Below are 13,096 nucleotides of genomic sequence, written 5' to 3' on the forward strand. Positions count from 1 at the left end.
CAGCCGCTTTGCGGCTGCCACCCTCCCCTGCAGGGGAGGGAGAGCGCCCTTCCTAGGGGCTTGAGTGAGATGTGTGAATTCCGAAGGGCCAAGCCCGGGCAGGACGGAGGAGAGGTGGTCGCACGCTGGAGACGTCAGATGCATCCCCGCGCCGAGGATTGATCCACAAGCTCTCACATCACCGCATCGAGCTCCGCATAGTCCGGCAGCGTCTCGGTGACCCGCCTGCCGTTGCGGACCACGATGCGGTCGGCCTGGGGCCGGCACATGGCCTCGTTCAGCGTGCGCGCCGACAGCAGGATGAAGTCCGCCGGGGCTCCCACAGCGATGCGCCCCTGGTGACCGGCGCCGACGATGTCGGACGGCATCGGCCCGGCCATCGGCAGGGCCTTGGCGATCGGGTTGTCGAGCTGGAAGATGCGGACCGACTGCTGCAGCGTGTCGAGCATGTCGTGGTCGCCGAACGGGAACCACGCGTCGCGGCAGTTGTCCCCGCCGATGGCGACCTTGAGGCCCGCGTCGAGCAGTTCGTGCGCCAGGGTCACGCCGCGCCAGCGCGGTGTCCTGTTCGGCTTGCGGTCCTGCAGGTAGACCATCGGCGTCGGCAGGGTGACGAAGTGGAGCCCGGCGTCCACCGCCATCCGGATCGTGCGCTCCGCGACGTCCTCGGGCGCGAGCGCCAGGGAGACGCAGTGACCCACCACGACGCGGCCCTTGAACTTCTTGCGCATCACCGCGGCGGCGATCCTGGGCAGGGCGAAGAGATCGAGGCTCTCCGTCTGGTCCACGTGCAGATCGACGTCGAGGCCACGGTCCGTCGCGGCGTCGAGGAAGAGATCCAGCAGACCGTCGAGCGCCTCGTCGGCCAGGCCCTCGTAGACGCCCAGTGCGTCCGTGACGCCGCCGAGGACGCCGCCGGATTCGGCCATGAGGTCGGCGAGGGTGTTCCCCCAGTCCGTCTTGAAGATGCTCAGCGGCGCCAGCCCCACCGCCTGCAGGTCGACTTTGCCGGCCCACTCGCTGCGCAGTTCGCGGAACACCGGCAGGCTTCGGCGGGGCAGCCACTCTTCGGGTGAGTCCAGGTGCGTGCGGATGGTGGACACGCCATGGGAATAGGCACATTTGAGCGCAAAGCGCATGCGCGCGGCGATGTCCTCGTGCGTCCATCGCTTGCGGTCGGCCATGGTCAGGCGCACGCCGCCCTCCAGCGTGCCGTCGGGGGTCGCGCGGGGGATGACCTGCCCCTTGTCGAGGTGGGTGTGCATGTCGATGAGCGTCGCCCAGACCTGCCGGCCCTCCGCGTCGACGGTCGGCAGATCGGTGGCGCTGGCCTGGCCGGACGGGACGATCCCGTCCACGACGCCGTTCGCCACCACGATGTCGACGAGGCAGGACCCCTCGGCGTCGGTGGCGCCTGCCGGTCCGCCGGCCAGGAAGCAGGCGGGCACGCGCGCCCTCGTCAACAGAAACGATCCCTCGGGAACGCCGAGGTCCTTGTGCGATGCCATGGTTCGCCTCCAGCCCGTCTGAGGACGTGCTTGCGTGTCTATTTCGGCGCCACGGCGAGGCCGGACCCGAGAAGGCTGGTGTCGAACGCCTTCTTCCAGTAGTCGCCGCTGTCGACGATGCCGGAGGCCGACATGGTGTCGTACAGCTTGCTCCACCGTGCCTCGGTCATGAAGCCGATCCCGGTCCTGCCTTCGCCGCCGGCGATGAGCTCGCGGTCGCGCATTTCCTTCATCGAGTTGGCGATGATCTCGTCGGTGAGCTGCTGGTTCTGGCCCTTGATCAGCGCGATGCCCGGCGCGGCGTCTCCGTAGAGGAAATCGCGCCAGCCTTCGCTGACCGAGAGGATGAACCGGCGCACGACGTCGCGCCGCGTCTCAAGCGTCTCGCGGCGGACCAGGATCAGGCCGCCGAAATCGTCGAAGCCGTAGTCGGCCAGCAGGAAATAGACGGGATCGACGCCGGCCTTGGCGACCTGGCTCGGCTCATAGGTGACGAAGCCCTGCTGGATCGCCTGGGGATTGCTGACGAACACGCCGAGGTTGAAGGTGTAGGGCCGGATCTGGTCGTCGGTGAACCCGTACCGGGACTTCAGCCACTTCCAGTAGCCGTTGCGGGCGAGCGCCGAGATCATGATCGGCTTGCCTTTCATGTCCTCGAGCGACTTGATGCCCGACGACTTGTGCGCCAGCAGCACCTGCGGGTTCTTCTGGTAGACGGCGGCGACGGCCACCACCGGCACGCCTTCCTTGGCATAGTTCAGCGCCTCGATCGCGGAGCCCACCATGACGCCGTCGATCTTGCCGGCGGCGAGAAGCTGCGGGTTGTTGAGCTGCGGGCCGCCCGCCTGCACCGTCACCTCCAGGCCGTTGCGCTTGTAGATGCCCGCTGCCTCGGCCTGGTAGAAGCCGCCTCTTTCGGCATCGGGAAGCCAGTTGGTGCCGAAGATGAACTTGTCTTGGGCAGACGCTCCCGCCAGTGCGCTCCCCACGAAGCACGTGGCGGCGACGAGCCGCGCCAGGGTCTTGAGCATTCAATCCTCCCTCGCCAGGCCCGCCGAAGCTCGAGGTCTTCCGGGCAGGACGAGGAAGGCAAACCACGTGCCAGCGGTGGGGTTCAGGAGCCTCTCGGCTGCAGTGCGTCGATCACGAAGCGGCCGTCCTCGATGACGGGCAAGCCGTCGAGCCACAGGCTGGCGTTGCGCAGGCACAGCCCGAGGTGGGCGGCGGCCCGGTTGCGCCCGCCGAAGACGACATCGTCGTTGCTGCCGATCTCGACCTGGATCGAGCCCAGGAAGCCCTCGTTGTCGGCCCCGCCGCCACCCGCGTCCGGCGTCTGCTGCAGCGGCTGGAGCCAGCGGGCGCGGTGGTCGGTGCCCCACGCCATGTGGCCGGCCATGAAGCAGGCCTCGCTGCCGCCGGCCTCGAGCTCCTCGCGGATCAGCAGGGCATCGAGCCCGCCCTCGAAGGAGATGGCCCGCCCCTCGCGGAAGGTGATCGCGGTCGGGCGCTCGATCATGCGGCCGAGCTGGAAGCAGCAGTCGCCGGTGTCGAGCACCAGCGTGCCTTCGGTGGTTCCCTCCAGCTGGGCCGCCTGCACCATGCCGCCGCCCCAGAAATCCAGGCGCCCCGGCTCGTCGGCGGCCCCGTCATGGGCGAGCCCGGCGCGGCCGGTCTTGTCCATCACGAGGTCGGTGCCGGCCGGCGAGGTGATGCGGATCGTCCTGGCGGCCTCCAGCAGGGCCGCGCCGGCCCGCGTCCGCCGCCGGACCTCCGGGTCCGCCTTCAGCCTCTCCATCACGTGGATCGGCTGCATGACGCACAGCACCCGCGTGCCGGCATCGAGCGCGGCCCTGATCTCCGGCAGGTAGTGCAGCTTGAAGGTCGACATGTAGACGACGAGGTCGGCCTCGCGGAAGGCCTCGGCCAGCGTGCGCGAGGGGAGCGGCCGGCTCGCCGCGAAGACCATCTGGTAGGCCTCCGCGCCGAGCGCATGGGCCGCGCCCATGCAGGCGGCGGCGTAGGCGGGGTTCCAGGCCGTGTCGGTGACGCACAGGCACAATTCGCCAGGCTTCACGTTGCACGCGGCGAGCTGGTGCCTGAACAGGTCCACGAGCTCGACCGCGAAGCCATGGCTCGTGAAGCTGCGTCCATAGGCCATGGCCATCTCCCCGCGTCCGGCGCCCCCGTGGGCGCTGGGTTGCGAGCGTGCCCGGACGGTGGCGATCAGTCCAGATAGCTCGCCAGAACGTTCGTCCTGGCCCCGACGATGGCGGCGTGCGGCACGGGGCAGGGCGTGAGGGCGGCCGCGTCCGCGGCCGTCCTCGCGAGGTCGTTGGCGTTGGGATTGGCCTGCGCGTCCACATAGGCCACGACGCACGATCCCTCGGCCGCCAGCCGGGTGACCAGCAGGACCTGCGCCCTCTTGAGGGAGGGGGGCGGGGCGCCTGCCTCGATCATGGCCTGGCGGGTCGCCGCATCGACCGCCAGGATCCTGACGATCGCGGCGTAGGGCTGGAACGTCCCGTTGCGCACCACCCCACGCCATTCGACCGTGGTCGACGGTCCCGCCAACCCGTCGATGGCGACGCTGCGATCATCCGCCGGCTGATGAACCCGGGCGGGCTTGTCCTTGCTCACGAACGCGAGCGTTGCGCCGAAGGCGGGATACCCCACGGCGATCGACCATCCCGCCATTCCCTGGCACGAAAAGGCCTCGGCCTGTTGGGCCGGCTTGCACGAGGGCGCCGCGAGATCGAACCGGGTGTAGCGCGTCTCGGGGCGCGCCTGCCCGAACACGGGCGTGGTCGCCAGCAGGGCGATGGTGGCAAGGGCGGCTTTCCGGAGTGACGTCATCGATCGAAAACCTCGCACTCGCGGCCCGGGGCCTGCCGCAGTTGGAACACGCCGTCGCCGGGCGCACCGATCCGCGCGGTGTTGAGATCGGGGCCGGTCACGTCGTCGAAGACCTTGAGCCCCCGTGGATTGTCGAGCTTCAGCGTCGGTCCGGCCAAGGCCATGACCAGCGGCGGATCGCCGTCCGTGTCCGGTTGGCAGGTCCAGGCCTCTGCGGCCGCGCGGCACGTTCCGCCGGCGCTCCAGGACTGGCGCTTTCCCCGAAGCGTGACGGCCAGGGCAAAGCGTCCCTCGCCTTTGGAAGCGTCCGCAAGCTCCAGTCGGAGCCACATCCGTGAGACCTGTTGCTGGGGGTGGCTCCGCAGGTGGCGAGCGTCATAGCTGCGCCCGAAGCAGCCCACCGGGGCGGCCGAAGCCGGAGCGGATACGCCCAGGGACGCCGCGAGAGCCGTCGCAAGCATCGCGCGCACCAACGCTGACACGGTCTGCTCCCCCGCGGCCCATGATCCCGCTGAGGATCCTGCACGAAAGGTCTTAACGCGAGGCGAGCGAAGAGACGCGCCGCGCAGGCGGTTCGCATCCCCGGTGCGCGGCGCTCACGGGACCTGCAGTTCGAACGTGAACCGGCATCCCTGGGAGCCGGACGTGATGTCGAGCTTCTGGTCATAGGCCGCCAGCGTGTCGGACACGATCGAGAGCCCCAGCCCGGTGGAACTCGGTGCCTTGCCGGGCAGGGACACGCCGCGCGTCATCACAGCGTCTGCGCCGGCCTTGTCGATCCCCGGCCCATCGTCGGCCACCGACAGCAACGTCCTGCCGCCCTCGTTGACGAGCCGAACCTCGACCCGCGAGGCCGCCCATTTGCGCGCGTTGTCGAACAGGTTTCCGACCACTTCCGCCAGGTCGTCCGCCTCCATGGACGACTGGGCGCCTGTTGGGATCTCCACGTCCCATTCGATCTTCTGCTCACGGTCGACGCGTCGCATGAGGTCGACGAGGCGGTCTACGATCGGGGCCACCGGCGTGCGCCTGGTCACCGTGTCGAGTGCCCCGTGGGTGCGTGAGCGGGCGAGTTCGCGATCGACGTAGTCGCGGATCGCGTCGCACTGCTCGGCGAGCTTCGCGGCGACCTCGGCCTGGCCGCCTTTCTCGAGGCGCGCGATCTCGCCGGACAGGATCGTGAGCGGCGTCTTCAGCCCGTGTGCGATCGTCCCGGCGCGGTCCCGCGCGCGCCGAACCAGCATGTCGCGCTGATCCAGCAGTGTGTTCACTTCGTCCGTCAGTGGCGTGATCTCGGCCGGGAATGCACCTTCCAGGCGCCGTTGCCGTCCCTCTCGCACGGCAGAAAGGGACGAGCGAAGCGCGCCCAGCGGCGACAGGCCGAACTTGAGTTGCAGCCAGGCACCGGTGATGAGCAGTGCCGCGAGCACGGCCATGATCTTCCAGACGTCGCGGGCGAATTCGCCGCGCAGGGCCACAACGTCGGCATGATCCAGCGCCACGAGCAGCGTGAAAGGGCGCTGCGCGCCGGCCACGTCGAGTGTCACCGTGCGGATCACGACGTAGAGTTCGGCGTTCTCCGGTCCTTCCATCTCCACCGCTTCGCCGCCCCGTCCCTCGTTGGCGATGGCTGTGGGATCGAGCGAGAAGTCCCAGAGGGACCGGGACGCGATGATCCGTTCCTTGCCGTCGCTGATCTGCCAGTACGCTCCCCCATACGGCACGTCGTAGCGGGGATCCGCCAGCTCGCGATTGAGGAAGGGCTTGCCGGCGGCGTCCACCTCGAAGGCCCGCGCCAGCTCCGCGCTGCGCACGCCGAGGTCCTGAGCGACCTTGCGCAGCAATTGATGCTCGAACAGCACGACCAAACCGGTTCCGGCCACCGCAAGCGTCGCCGCGATCGTGACGATCGCCACGATCAGCAGGCGGGTGCGGAGCGAGCCGGTCGAGATCATGGTTCGCCCACGACGTAGCCGTGCCCGCGGCGCGTGACGATCGCGTCCGCGCCCACCTTGCGTCTCAGCCGCGCGATGAGGACCTCGATGGAATTGGAGTCCGGGTCGCGGTCGCCGCCATAGACGTGATCGACAAGCTCACCCTGTGACACGATCCGTCCCTGATGGTGCAACAGGTATCGCAAGAGCCGGAATTCCAGGGGCGACAGCGCGACCGACGTGCCGTTCACGGTCACCGTCTTCCTCCGCGTGTCGATCGTCAGCCCGCCGGCCGTCAGCTGCGGGGTCAGATGGCCGGCCGTGCGGCGGATCAGCGCTCCCACGCGGGCCAGGAGCTCTTCCCCCTGGAAGGGCTTGGGGAGGTAGTCGTCGGCTCCCGCGTCGATGCCCTCGACGCGCTCCGCCCATGCCGCCCGCGACGTCAGGATGAGGATGGGCGTGGGAACCGATCCTTCCCGCAGCTTCCTGACGACGCTCAGGCCATCCAGCTTCGGCAAGCCGAGGTCGAGCACGATCGCGTCGAAGCTGTCGGTTTCCGCCTTGAACCAGGCAGCTTCTCCGTCGTGGCACAGTTCCGTCACGTATCCCGCGGCGTCGAGGATCTCGGCGATGTTCCGGGCGATCTGTGTCTCGTCTTCGACGACCAGGATCCGCATCATCGCCTCCTCACGCCGAGGACGCGGTTGTTCTGTGCATCGACGAGAACCTCCCGATAGCGACCGTCGGTGCTCAGCACGAGAACCTCATAGCGCCATGCGCCGGCCGCGCCGCTGAGATCGACCTGCAGCACGCTGCCCTCAACCGTTTCCCGCACCTTCGCGAGAACCGACGACAAGGGCGTGATCGATCCCTCCCGCGCTTGCCGCCAGGCGGACTCCGCGCTGCTGCCACCCCGGAAGTGACCGCTGCCGCGCGACCCGGATCCGCCCTGCGCCGGGCCGGGCGAACCGCTGCGCGTTTCGCCCGCGCCTTCGCCGGAGCGGCCCGAATTCGAGCCGGATCCACCGGAACTGCCGGAGTTCGACCCCGAGCCGGAACTGCCGGACCCTCCGCCGCCACCGGACCCACTGCCACCGGACCCACTGCCGCCGGAGCTTCCGCCGCCCGAGCCTCCGCCTCCGCCGCCTCCGCCGCCGGACTCGCCACCGCCGTCCTTGGCCCAAGCCTGGGGAGCGAAGGATCCGGACGCGACGGCGAACACCACTGCAGCCGCCAGCGTGGCGGCTGCCAGGGTCGATGTTCGCGTGCGTGCGTGCGCCATGATGCGTGCGAGCCTATCGGGCCGAAGCTTGCAGCAAGCTTACAAGCGGGCTCAGGCTGGTGAAATGCCATGGCGACTATCGTCCGATCGTCGGGTGCCAGACGGGCTCCCAGCAAGAGGAGGAACATCCCATGACAGTCAAAGCCATGACGTTGGCCGGCATCGTGCTCGCGAGCCTGTGCGCCGCGCAGGCCGCGTCCGCCCAGGTGGCATCTGCCGGGTCGGGCACGGTCCAGGCCAGCCGCAACGGACGGGGCGTCGACGACGGCACCCGGCTCCGCGTGGGCGACGACCGCACCACGGCGCGCGGCGCGGTGCGCGGCCGCGGGCTCGACGACGGGGCCATGCACGACGTCGGCGACGACCGCAGGTCTCGCACCGCTGCGCGATCGCGCGGCCTCGACGACAGCGTCGCCCGGCGGGCCGGTGAAGATCGTGCCGGTGCCCGCTCCACGGCGCGCGGCCGGGGTCTCGACGACGGTGTCGCCCACAACGCCAATGACGACCGTGGCGGAGCGAGGGGCGGCAGCAGTTCGGCCTCCGCATCCGGCGGTGGGCGCGAGGGCAACTCCGGGTCGTCCCACGGTTCGGGCGGCGGCGGAGGCGGGACTTCCGGGAACAGCGGGAGCGGCGGTTCGGGCGGCGGCGGTGGCTCCGGCGGTGGCTCGGGTGGCGGGGGAGGCTCCGGCGGCGGTGGTGGCGGCGGCGGTGGTGGCGGTGGCGGCCACAAGTAAGGCTGCCTCGCGGGTCAAGGCCCCGTGGAGCGAGAGCCCGGCCTGTTGCCGGGCTCGGTCCGCCTTTGGCTCGATTGCGTGATGTGAGCCACGACGCGGCGTAGTGCCCCACGTCGGGACCCCTCTCCGCCGTCCTGCCCGGGCCTGGCCCGGGTATCCACGACTTTGGCGGGGCCGCCCCGGAGTCGTGGATGGCCGGGCCAGGCCCGGCCAGGACGCGGAGAGGGTGAACACGCCGGGCGATGACCGGACCCAGGCCTGCGTTCCAACCCGGCCGCGAAGGGCCGGGGCGAACGACGAGGGACGTGGGCGGGAAGCGGCTCGGCTCGGTCAGGCGCCCTGGCGCACGCCGTAGATCCGGACCGCGTTGTCGTGGAACAGCGCCGACTGCTCCGCGGGCGAGAAGCCGGCCGTGATCCGCTTGAAATGGTCGAAGATGGGGGAGGGCTGCATCACCCGCGACGAGGTCGGCCAGTCGCTGGCGAAGATCGACCTGTCGGTGCCGAAGGCGTCGATGCAGCGCAGCACCAGTTCGTCGATCACGGCCTCGGTGGGGTTCGGGTCGTAGCCCACCATGTTGATCTTGATGGCGACGTTGGGCGCCGCCGCGAGTGTGGCGAGCGCCCGGCGCCAGCGGTCGAGCCCGGCCTCGTCGCGATCGAGCGGGCTCGCGCAGTGGTTGACGACGATCCTCAGGTCGGGGAGGGCGCGCGCCAGCGCGGCGACGCTCTCGGCCTGGTAGGGGTACATCATCAGGTCGAGGCTCTTGCCGTGGCGGGCGAGCAGCGCCACGTCGCGCCGCCAATCGGGATCTTCGGCGACCGCTCCGTGCTTCGCCCAGGACTTGCCCGGCAGCGTGGGATGCCAGCTGACGATGCTGCGGAACCCGGTGACGCGCGGATGGTCGCAGTCGCGCTCGATCCCCGCTTGGGCCTGGGGCGTCCCGAACGGGGCCGACGCCACGTAGCGGTTCGCCACGCCCGAGCTCTTGTCGAGGGAGTCGAGCCAGGCGATCTCGCCGGTGGGGTCGGCGGGGTCCCACACCGCCTCGATGTGGACCGTCGCCACCACGTCGTGAGCGCCGCGGGCCATGCGGTAGTCGTCCGGCAGGAACGAGCGGCGGATCGCGTCGAGGCCCGTCAGGGCACTCGCGTTCGTCGGGCGGAGCCAGGGATGGCGGTCCAGCGCGATGTCCCACATGTGCATGTGGGCGTCGATCATCGGGCCCGTGTAGATCGGCATCGGTGTCTCCTTGCGAGCCGGCGCGGCCGGCCGCGTCAGGCCGGCGCGGCGGCCGCCCGGGCAAGCCGGCGCACGCCTTCGGCCAGGCGCTCCGGCGGATTGAGCGTGAAGTTGATGCGGATGGAGCGCCGGTGCGTGCCCTCCGGATCGAAGACGCTGCTCGGCGTGATGCAGACCCCGTGCGCGAGCGTCTTCTTCAGGAGCGCGTCGGTGTCCATCCCCGGATCCTTGGCGGTGGCCCAGACGAACATGCCGCCTTCCGGCTTGTCCCAGTCGAACAGGCCGGCGAGATCCCTGGCCATCGCCGCGCAAAGCGCGTCGCGCCGGCTGCGGTAGAGATCGAGGATGCCCGGCAGCATCCGGTCCGCCAGTCCGCTCGCGAAGGCATCCAGCGCGATGCGCTGGTTGAGCCCGCTGGTGCACATGTCAGAGCCCTGCTTGGCGGCGGTGAGGGCCGCGATCATCTCTGGCGCCGCGATCACCCAGCCGATGCGAAAGCCCGGCGCCACTTCCTTCGACAGGGTCCCGAGATACACCACCGGCCCGTCATAGGGACCGGGCTTCGCCTGTCCGGCCAGGGTGAGCAGGCGGGGCAGTTGCGCGCCGTCGTAGTAGAGGGTGCCGTAGGGATCGTCTTCGATCAGCCACACGCCCGTCGCCTGCGCTGCGGCGAGCAGCGCCTGGCGTTGGGCCAGCCCGACGAGCCGCCCGGTCGGGTTGGAGAAGTTCGGCACCGTGTAGGCGAACTGCGCTCCGGCGAAAGCCGCGGCGGGATCGAAGTCGTTGGCCTCCAGGCGCATCGGCCGGAAGCGCGGGTGATGGGGGCGCCAGGCGTCCAGCGCGCCCAGATAGGTCGGCGCCTGCGCGGCGATCAGCCCGCCTTCCTCGAGGAGCACGCGGCCGATGAGGTCGAGCGCCTGCATGCCGCCGGAGGTGATCATGACGTTGTCGCGCGTCAGCGTCAGGCCGGGGGTGGCGTATCGCGCCGCGAGCAGGTCTCGCAGGGCGGGCAGGCCATCGATGGGGCTGTAGGCCAGCGCCTCGGTGGGGTGATCCCTGACCGCCGAGGCGGCGAGGGCGGCAAGATCGTCGACGGGCCAGATGGACGGGTCCGGCAGTCCGCCGGCCATGTTGATCAGGTCCGGCACCTGCCCGGCGGACAGGAAGATCTGCGTGACGTCGTTGGTCTGGCCGAGCCAGCGCGCGAAGGCCGGGCGGGACGGCGCCATCGGCTCAGACCTTCGGGTCGGGATTGGCGGTGTTCGGGCGACCTTCCTGCAGGATCATGCGCCCCGTGGACGCCGCCCGGCGAAACGCCGACGCGCTCTGGTAGTCGGCGTCGTCGTGCCAGGCCAGGGCCGCGGCCTTGTCGGGGAACTCCAGGATCACCAGCCGTTCCTCGAAGGTCGGCCCCTCGACGGTCAGGACCTCGTCGCCCCGCGTCAGAAATCGTCCGCCGTGGCGCGCCAGGGTGGCCGGCGTCAGCGCCGTGTACTTCCGGTAGGTCTCCGGATCGTGCACGGTCATGGTGCAGATGAAATAGGCCGGCATTCTTCGCTCCGCTCGATCGCCGGTGCAGCAGATGCCGAGCCGCCGGAAAAATCAACGGCCTCGGACCACGGGCTCATCGTCGGTGTGGCAAGCGGGCGTGGCGTCGGCGCTGCCGGCGATCTAAGACGATGTCGCGGGCGGCCATGGCGGGTTCCGGCGCCGCCGCAGGCGCAGCGAGGGCAACGGACATGAGTTTGCAGTCGGTTCGATCGTTCCTGTCCGAGCACGCGCCCGACATCCAGATCCTGGAGGCCCCCACGAGCACCGCGACCGTCATGGAGGCGGCGGCGGTGCACGGCGTCGCGCCCGGACAGATCGCCAAGACGCTGTCGCTCAGGCTGAAGGACGAGGTGATCCTCCTGGTCGTCGGGGGCGACGCGAGGATCGACAACCGGAAATACAAGGACCGGTTCGGCGCCAAGGCCGTGATGCTGCCGGCCGACGACGTGCCCGAATGGACGGGGCACCCCGTGGGCGGCGTCTGTCCCTTCGGCTTGCCCCGGCAGCTGCGGATCTTCACCGACGTGACGCTCAAGGCCTTCGACGTCGTGCTGCCGGCCGCCGGCGCGACCAATGCGGCGCTGCGCATTGCGCCGGCCCGCCTGGCCGAGCTCGTCGGCGCCGAATGGGTCGACATCGCCCAGGCGAAGCCCGGAGCCTGACGGGCAGGGCGCTTCAGGTCCGGGGCAGCAGCGTGCCCTGGCCGATCCGCTCGGCATCCTGCCGGCTCACGACCGTCCGTCCGACCGGCCACAGCGAGAGGCCGGCGAGCTTCAGATGGGCCCAGGCGAAGGGGATGCCGATGATCGTCACGGCGAGGGCGATCGCGGTGACGACGTGTCCGAGCGCCAGCCACCATCCCGCCAGGATGAACCAGACGAGGTTGCCGATGACGCCGAGCGGGCCGGATCCGATCCCGCTTCGTCCCTCGTGCTGGTCCGTGCGCACCACGGTCTGCCCGAACGGCAGCAGGGTGTAGGCGGCCATCATGAGGGCGGCACGCGCCCAGGGCAGGCCGATGATCGTGATGGCCATGATCACCGCGGCGATCAGCCAGCCCAGCGCCATCCAGGCGCCTCCGCACACGATCCAGAGGATGTTCAGAAACAGGCTCGCGAGGGGCATGGCACGTCCGGGTGAAGCTCGTCCGCCCTACAGGTGGCCCCGCCGCCATGGCATCGCAAGACGTTCGGGATAAGGCCGCCAGGGTGGCGTTTCGCAACCGCCAGCGGTTCCGTGTTCCGCCTTCGGGAGGCCCGTGACGAGCTAAGGTCGTGAAAGTGTTGGTGGGCCCGGCAGGACTTGAACCTGCAACCAGACCGTTATGAGCGGTCGGCTCTAACCATTGAGCTACAGGCCCCCGCGACGGTCTTAGCCTGTCCGGGCCGGTTGCCGCAACGGGATCGCGGCAACCGTTACGCCATGGGCCTCGCGTGACGCTGCGGCGGAGGCGGAGGAGGGGCCGGCGGTGCAGCCGACCGTCGGCGGGGCGGGCCGTCCCGCCAGGGTCAAGGCGCCGACCGGTCGGCCGGAAAGGCCGGGGGCAGCCGGTTCGTGGCCGTTACTCCGCCGCCTCGAGGCAGGCGTGGTCGAGCGGGTCGCCCTGGGCGCCGGCATCAGCTCCGGACCGGCCGAACAGCCAGGCGAAGGTGCGGTAGATGGTCTCCCCGATGGTCTCGAGCAGCGCGTCGACGATGGCTTCGATCATGGACCACTCCCAAATAAAAGTCTGTTCCGGTGCCCCTGGCGGTGGGCCGGACGATCACGTCCCCGGGCGGCTGCCAAGCTCGACGGCGATTGCGGCAGCACGGGGGAAATACGGCGGACGATGCGCGGCGCGATGTGCGATTGCGCACATGTGGTTAAGCACCGGTGAACGTTACCGGGGGGTTAAGCGGAGTCGTTTACGGGGGGCTGTGGTCGTGGGGCGACGAGCGAATGGCGAGGAGCGAGCAGGGGGCCCTGGGGAGGTTCATCCGCGCGTGTGAGCGC

The 13,096-nt window shown here is 70.1% G+C and carries 15 protein-coding genes and 1 tRNA gene; 2 read left to right on the forward strand and 14 right to left on the reverse strand.

Annotated elements, in window-relative coordinates; genetic code table 11:
* Nucleotides 1-173 precede the first annotated feature (173 nt).
* From Q0Q47_RS18530 to Q0Q47_RS18565, 8 genes are all read right to left on the reverse strand, one after another.
* Nucleotides 174-1,508, reverse strand: a complete 1,335-nt coding sequence (locus Q0Q47_RS18530; RefSeq protein ID WP_293863063.1) for a cytosine deaminase — start codon at nt 1,506-1,508, stop codon at nt 174-176.
* Nucleotides 1,509-1,546: 38 nt separating this feature from the next.
* Nucleotides 1,547-2,539 carry an ABC transporter substrate-binding protein gene (locus Q0Q47_RS18535; protein ID WP_293863065.1) on the reverse strand — a complete coding sequence of 331 codons (993 nt, stop codon included), beginning with the start codon at nt 2,537-2,539 and terminating at the stop codon, nt 1,547-1,549.
* Between the two features lie 83 nt (nt 2,540-2,622).
* Nucleotides 2,623-3,666, reverse strand: coding sequence for a hypothetical protein (locus Q0Q47_RS18540; protein ID WP_293863067.1), 1,044 nt, complete (start codon nt 3,664-3,666; stop codon nt 2,623-2,625).
* 65 nt (nt 3,667-3,731) lie between these two features.
* Nucleotides 3,732-4,361: a hypothetical protein gene (locus Q0Q47_RS18545; RefSeq protein ID WP_293863069.1), complete on the reverse strand. Its 630-nt coding sequence runs from the start codon at nt 4,359-4,361 to the stop codon at nt 3,732-3,734.
* The gene (locus tag Q0Q47_RS18550) at nt 4,358-4,834 is read right to left on the reverse strand and encodes a hypothetical protein (protein WP_293863071.1); all 477 of its coding nucleotides are present in this window, start codon (nt 4,832-4,834) and stop codon (nt 4,358-4,360) included. Before Q0Q47_RS18550 ends, Q0Q47_RS18545 begins: the two co-directional genes overlap by 4 nt.
* A gap of 123 nt (nt 4,835-4,957) precedes the next feature.
* On the reverse strand, nt 4,958-6,316 hold the full coding sequence (locus Q0Q47_RS18555; protein ID WP_293863073.1) for a HAMP domain-containing sensor histidine kinase: 1,359 nt from the start codon (nt 6,314-6,316) through the stop codon (nt 4,958-4,960).
* Nucleotides 6,313-6,972 (reverse strand): response regulator transcription factor, encoded by a 660-nt coding sequence (locus tag Q0Q47_RS18560; protein WP_293863075.1) that lies wholly within the window; start codon nt 6,970-6,972, stop codon nt 6,313-6,315. Before Q0Q47_RS18560 ends, Q0Q47_RS18555 begins: the two co-directional genes overlap by 4 nt.
* Complete coding sequence (locus Q0Q47_RS18565; RefSeq protein ID WP_293863077.1) at nt 6,972-7,151, reverse strand: PepSY domain-containing protein; 180 nt, start codon at nt 7,149-7,151, stop codon at nt 6,972-6,974. The genes Q0Q47_RS18560 and Q0Q47_RS18565 overlap by 1 nt, the downstream gene beginning before the upstream one ends.
* A gap of 557 nt (nt 7,152-7,708) precedes the next feature.
* Here Q0Q47_RS18565 and Q0Q47_RS18570 point away from each other — a divergent pair.
* On the forward strand, nt 7,709-8,311 hold the full coding sequence (locus tag Q0Q47_RS18570) for a hypothetical protein (protein WP_293863079.1): 603 nt from the start codon (nt 7,709-7,711) through the stop codon (nt 8,309-8,311).
* A 330-nt stretch (nt 8,312-8,641) separates the two neighbouring features.
* Here Q0Q47_RS18570 and Q0Q47_RS18575 read toward each other — a convergent pair whose 3' ends face one another.
* From Q0Q47_RS18575 to Q0Q47_RS18585, 3 genes are read right to left on the reverse strand one after another with little or no spacing between them, the layout of a single operon-like run.
* Nucleotides 8,642-9,553, reverse strand: coding sequence for an amidohydrolase (locus tag Q0Q47_RS18575; protein ID WP_293863081.1), 912 nt, complete (start codon nt 9,551-9,553; stop codon nt 8,642-8,644).
* 35 nt (nt 9,554-9,588) lie between these two features.
* Entirely contained in the window at nt 9,589-10,782 is a 1,194-nt protein-coding gene (locus Q0Q47_RS18580) for a PLP-dependent aminotransferase family protein (RefSeq protein ID WP_293863083.1), read from the reverse strand.
* Between the two features lie 4 nt (nt 10,783-10,786).
* Nucleotides 10,787-11,104, reverse strand: coding sequence for a DUF1330 domain-containing protein (locus Q0Q47_RS18585; RefSeq protein WP_293863085.1), 318 nt, complete (start codon nt 11,102-11,104; stop codon nt 10,787-10,789).
* 188 nt (nt 11,105-11,292) lie between these two features.
* Between Q0Q47_RS18585 and Q0Q47_RS18590 the strand changes: the two genes are divergently transcribed.
* The gene (locus tag Q0Q47_RS18590; protein WP_293863087.1) at nt 11,293-11,766 is read left to right on the forward strand and encodes a YbaK/EbsC family protein; all 474 of its coding nucleotides are present in this window, start codon (nt 11,293-11,295) and stop codon (nt 11,764-11,766) included.
* 13 nt (nt 11,767-11,779) lie between these two features.
* Here the strand turns inward: Q0Q47_RS18590 and Q0Q47_RS18595 are convergent, their stop codons facing one another.
* From Q0Q47_RS18595 to Q0Q47_RS18605, 3 genes are all read right to left on the reverse strand, one after another.
* Nucleotides 11,780-12,229 carry a YccF domain-containing protein gene (locus Q0Q47_RS18595; RefSeq protein ID WP_293863089.1) on the reverse strand — a complete coding sequence of 150 codons (450 nt, stop codon included), beginning with the start codon at nt 12,227-12,229 and terminating at the stop codon, nt 11,780-11,782.
* A gap of 159 nt (nt 12,230-12,388) precedes the next feature.
* Nucleotides 12,389-12,464, reverse strand: a tRNA-Ile gene (locus tag Q0Q47_RS18600).
* Between the two features lie 201 nt (nt 12,465-12,665).
* Complete coding sequence (locus Q0Q47_RS18605) at nt 12,666-12,812, reverse strand: hypothetical protein (RefSeq protein WP_293863091.1); 147 nt, start codon at nt 12,810-12,812, stop codon at nt 12,666-12,668.
* Nucleotides 12,813-13,096: the final 284 nt, after the last annotated feature.

The sequence above is a fragment of the uncultured Alsobacter sp. genome (assembly GCF_945952055.1).
Classification (GTDB): Bacteria; Pseudomonadota; Alphaproteobacteria; order Rhizobiales; family Beijerinckiaceae; genus Alsobacter.

Excerpts from the sequence above, each read along its gene's own strand:
- Q0Q47_RS18545 (WP_293863069.1), bottom strand. The coding sequence starts at position 4,361 with ATGACGTCACTCCGGAAAGCCGCCCTTGCCACCATCGCCCTGCTGGCG.
- Q0Q47_RS18590 (WP_293863087.1), top strand. The coding sequence starts at position 11,293 with ATGAGTTTGCAGTCGGTTCGATCGTTCCTGTCCGAGCACGCGCCCGAC.
- Q0Q47_RS18580 (WP_293863083.1), bottom strand. The coding sequence starts at position 10,782 with ATGGCGCCGTCCCGCCCGGCCTTCGCGCGCTGGCTCGGCCAGACCAAC.
- Q0Q47_RS18585 (WP_293863085.1), bottom strand. The coding sequence starts at position 11,104 with ATGCCGGCCTATTTCATCTGCACCATGACCGTGCACGATCCGGAGACC.
- Q0Q47_RS18595 (WP_293863089.1), bottom strand. The coding sequence starts at position 12,229 with ATGCCCCTCGCGAGCCTGTTTCTGAACATCCTCTGGATCGTGTGCGGA.
- Q0Q47_RS18535 (WP_293863065.1), bottom strand. The coding sequence starts at position 2,539 with ATGCTCAAGACCCTGGCGCGGCTCGTCGCCGCCACGTGCTTCGTGGGG.
- Q0Q47_RS18570 (WP_293863079.1), top strand. The coding sequence starts at position 7,709 with ATGACAGTCAAAGCCATGACGTTGGCCGGCATCGTGCTCGCGAGCCTG.
- Q0Q47_RS18555 (WP_293863073.1), bottom strand. The coding sequence starts at position 6,316 with ATGATCTCGACCGGCTCGCTCCGCACCCGCCTGCTGATCGTGGCGATC.
- Q0Q47_RS18530 (WP_293863063.1), bottom strand. The coding sequence starts at position 1,508 with ATGGCATCGCACAAGGACCTCGGCGTTCCCGAGGGATCGTTTCTGTTG.
- Q0Q47_RS18560 (WP_293863075.1), bottom strand. The coding sequence starts at position 6,972 with ATGCGGATCCTGGTCGTCGAAGACGAGACACAGATCGCCCGGAACATC.
- Q0Q47_RS18605 (WP_293863091.1), bottom strand. The coding sequence starts at position 12,812 with ATGATCGAAGCCATCGTCGACGCGCTGCTCGAGACCATCGGGGAGACC.
- Q0Q47_RS18540 (WP_293863067.1), bottom strand. The coding sequence starts at position 3,666 with ATGGCCTATGGACGCAGCTTCACGAGCCATGGCTTCGCGGTCGAGCTC.
- Q0Q47_RS18575 (WP_293863081.1), bottom strand. The coding sequence starts at position 9,553 with ATGCCGATCTACACGGGCCCGATGATCGACGCCCACATGCACATGTGG.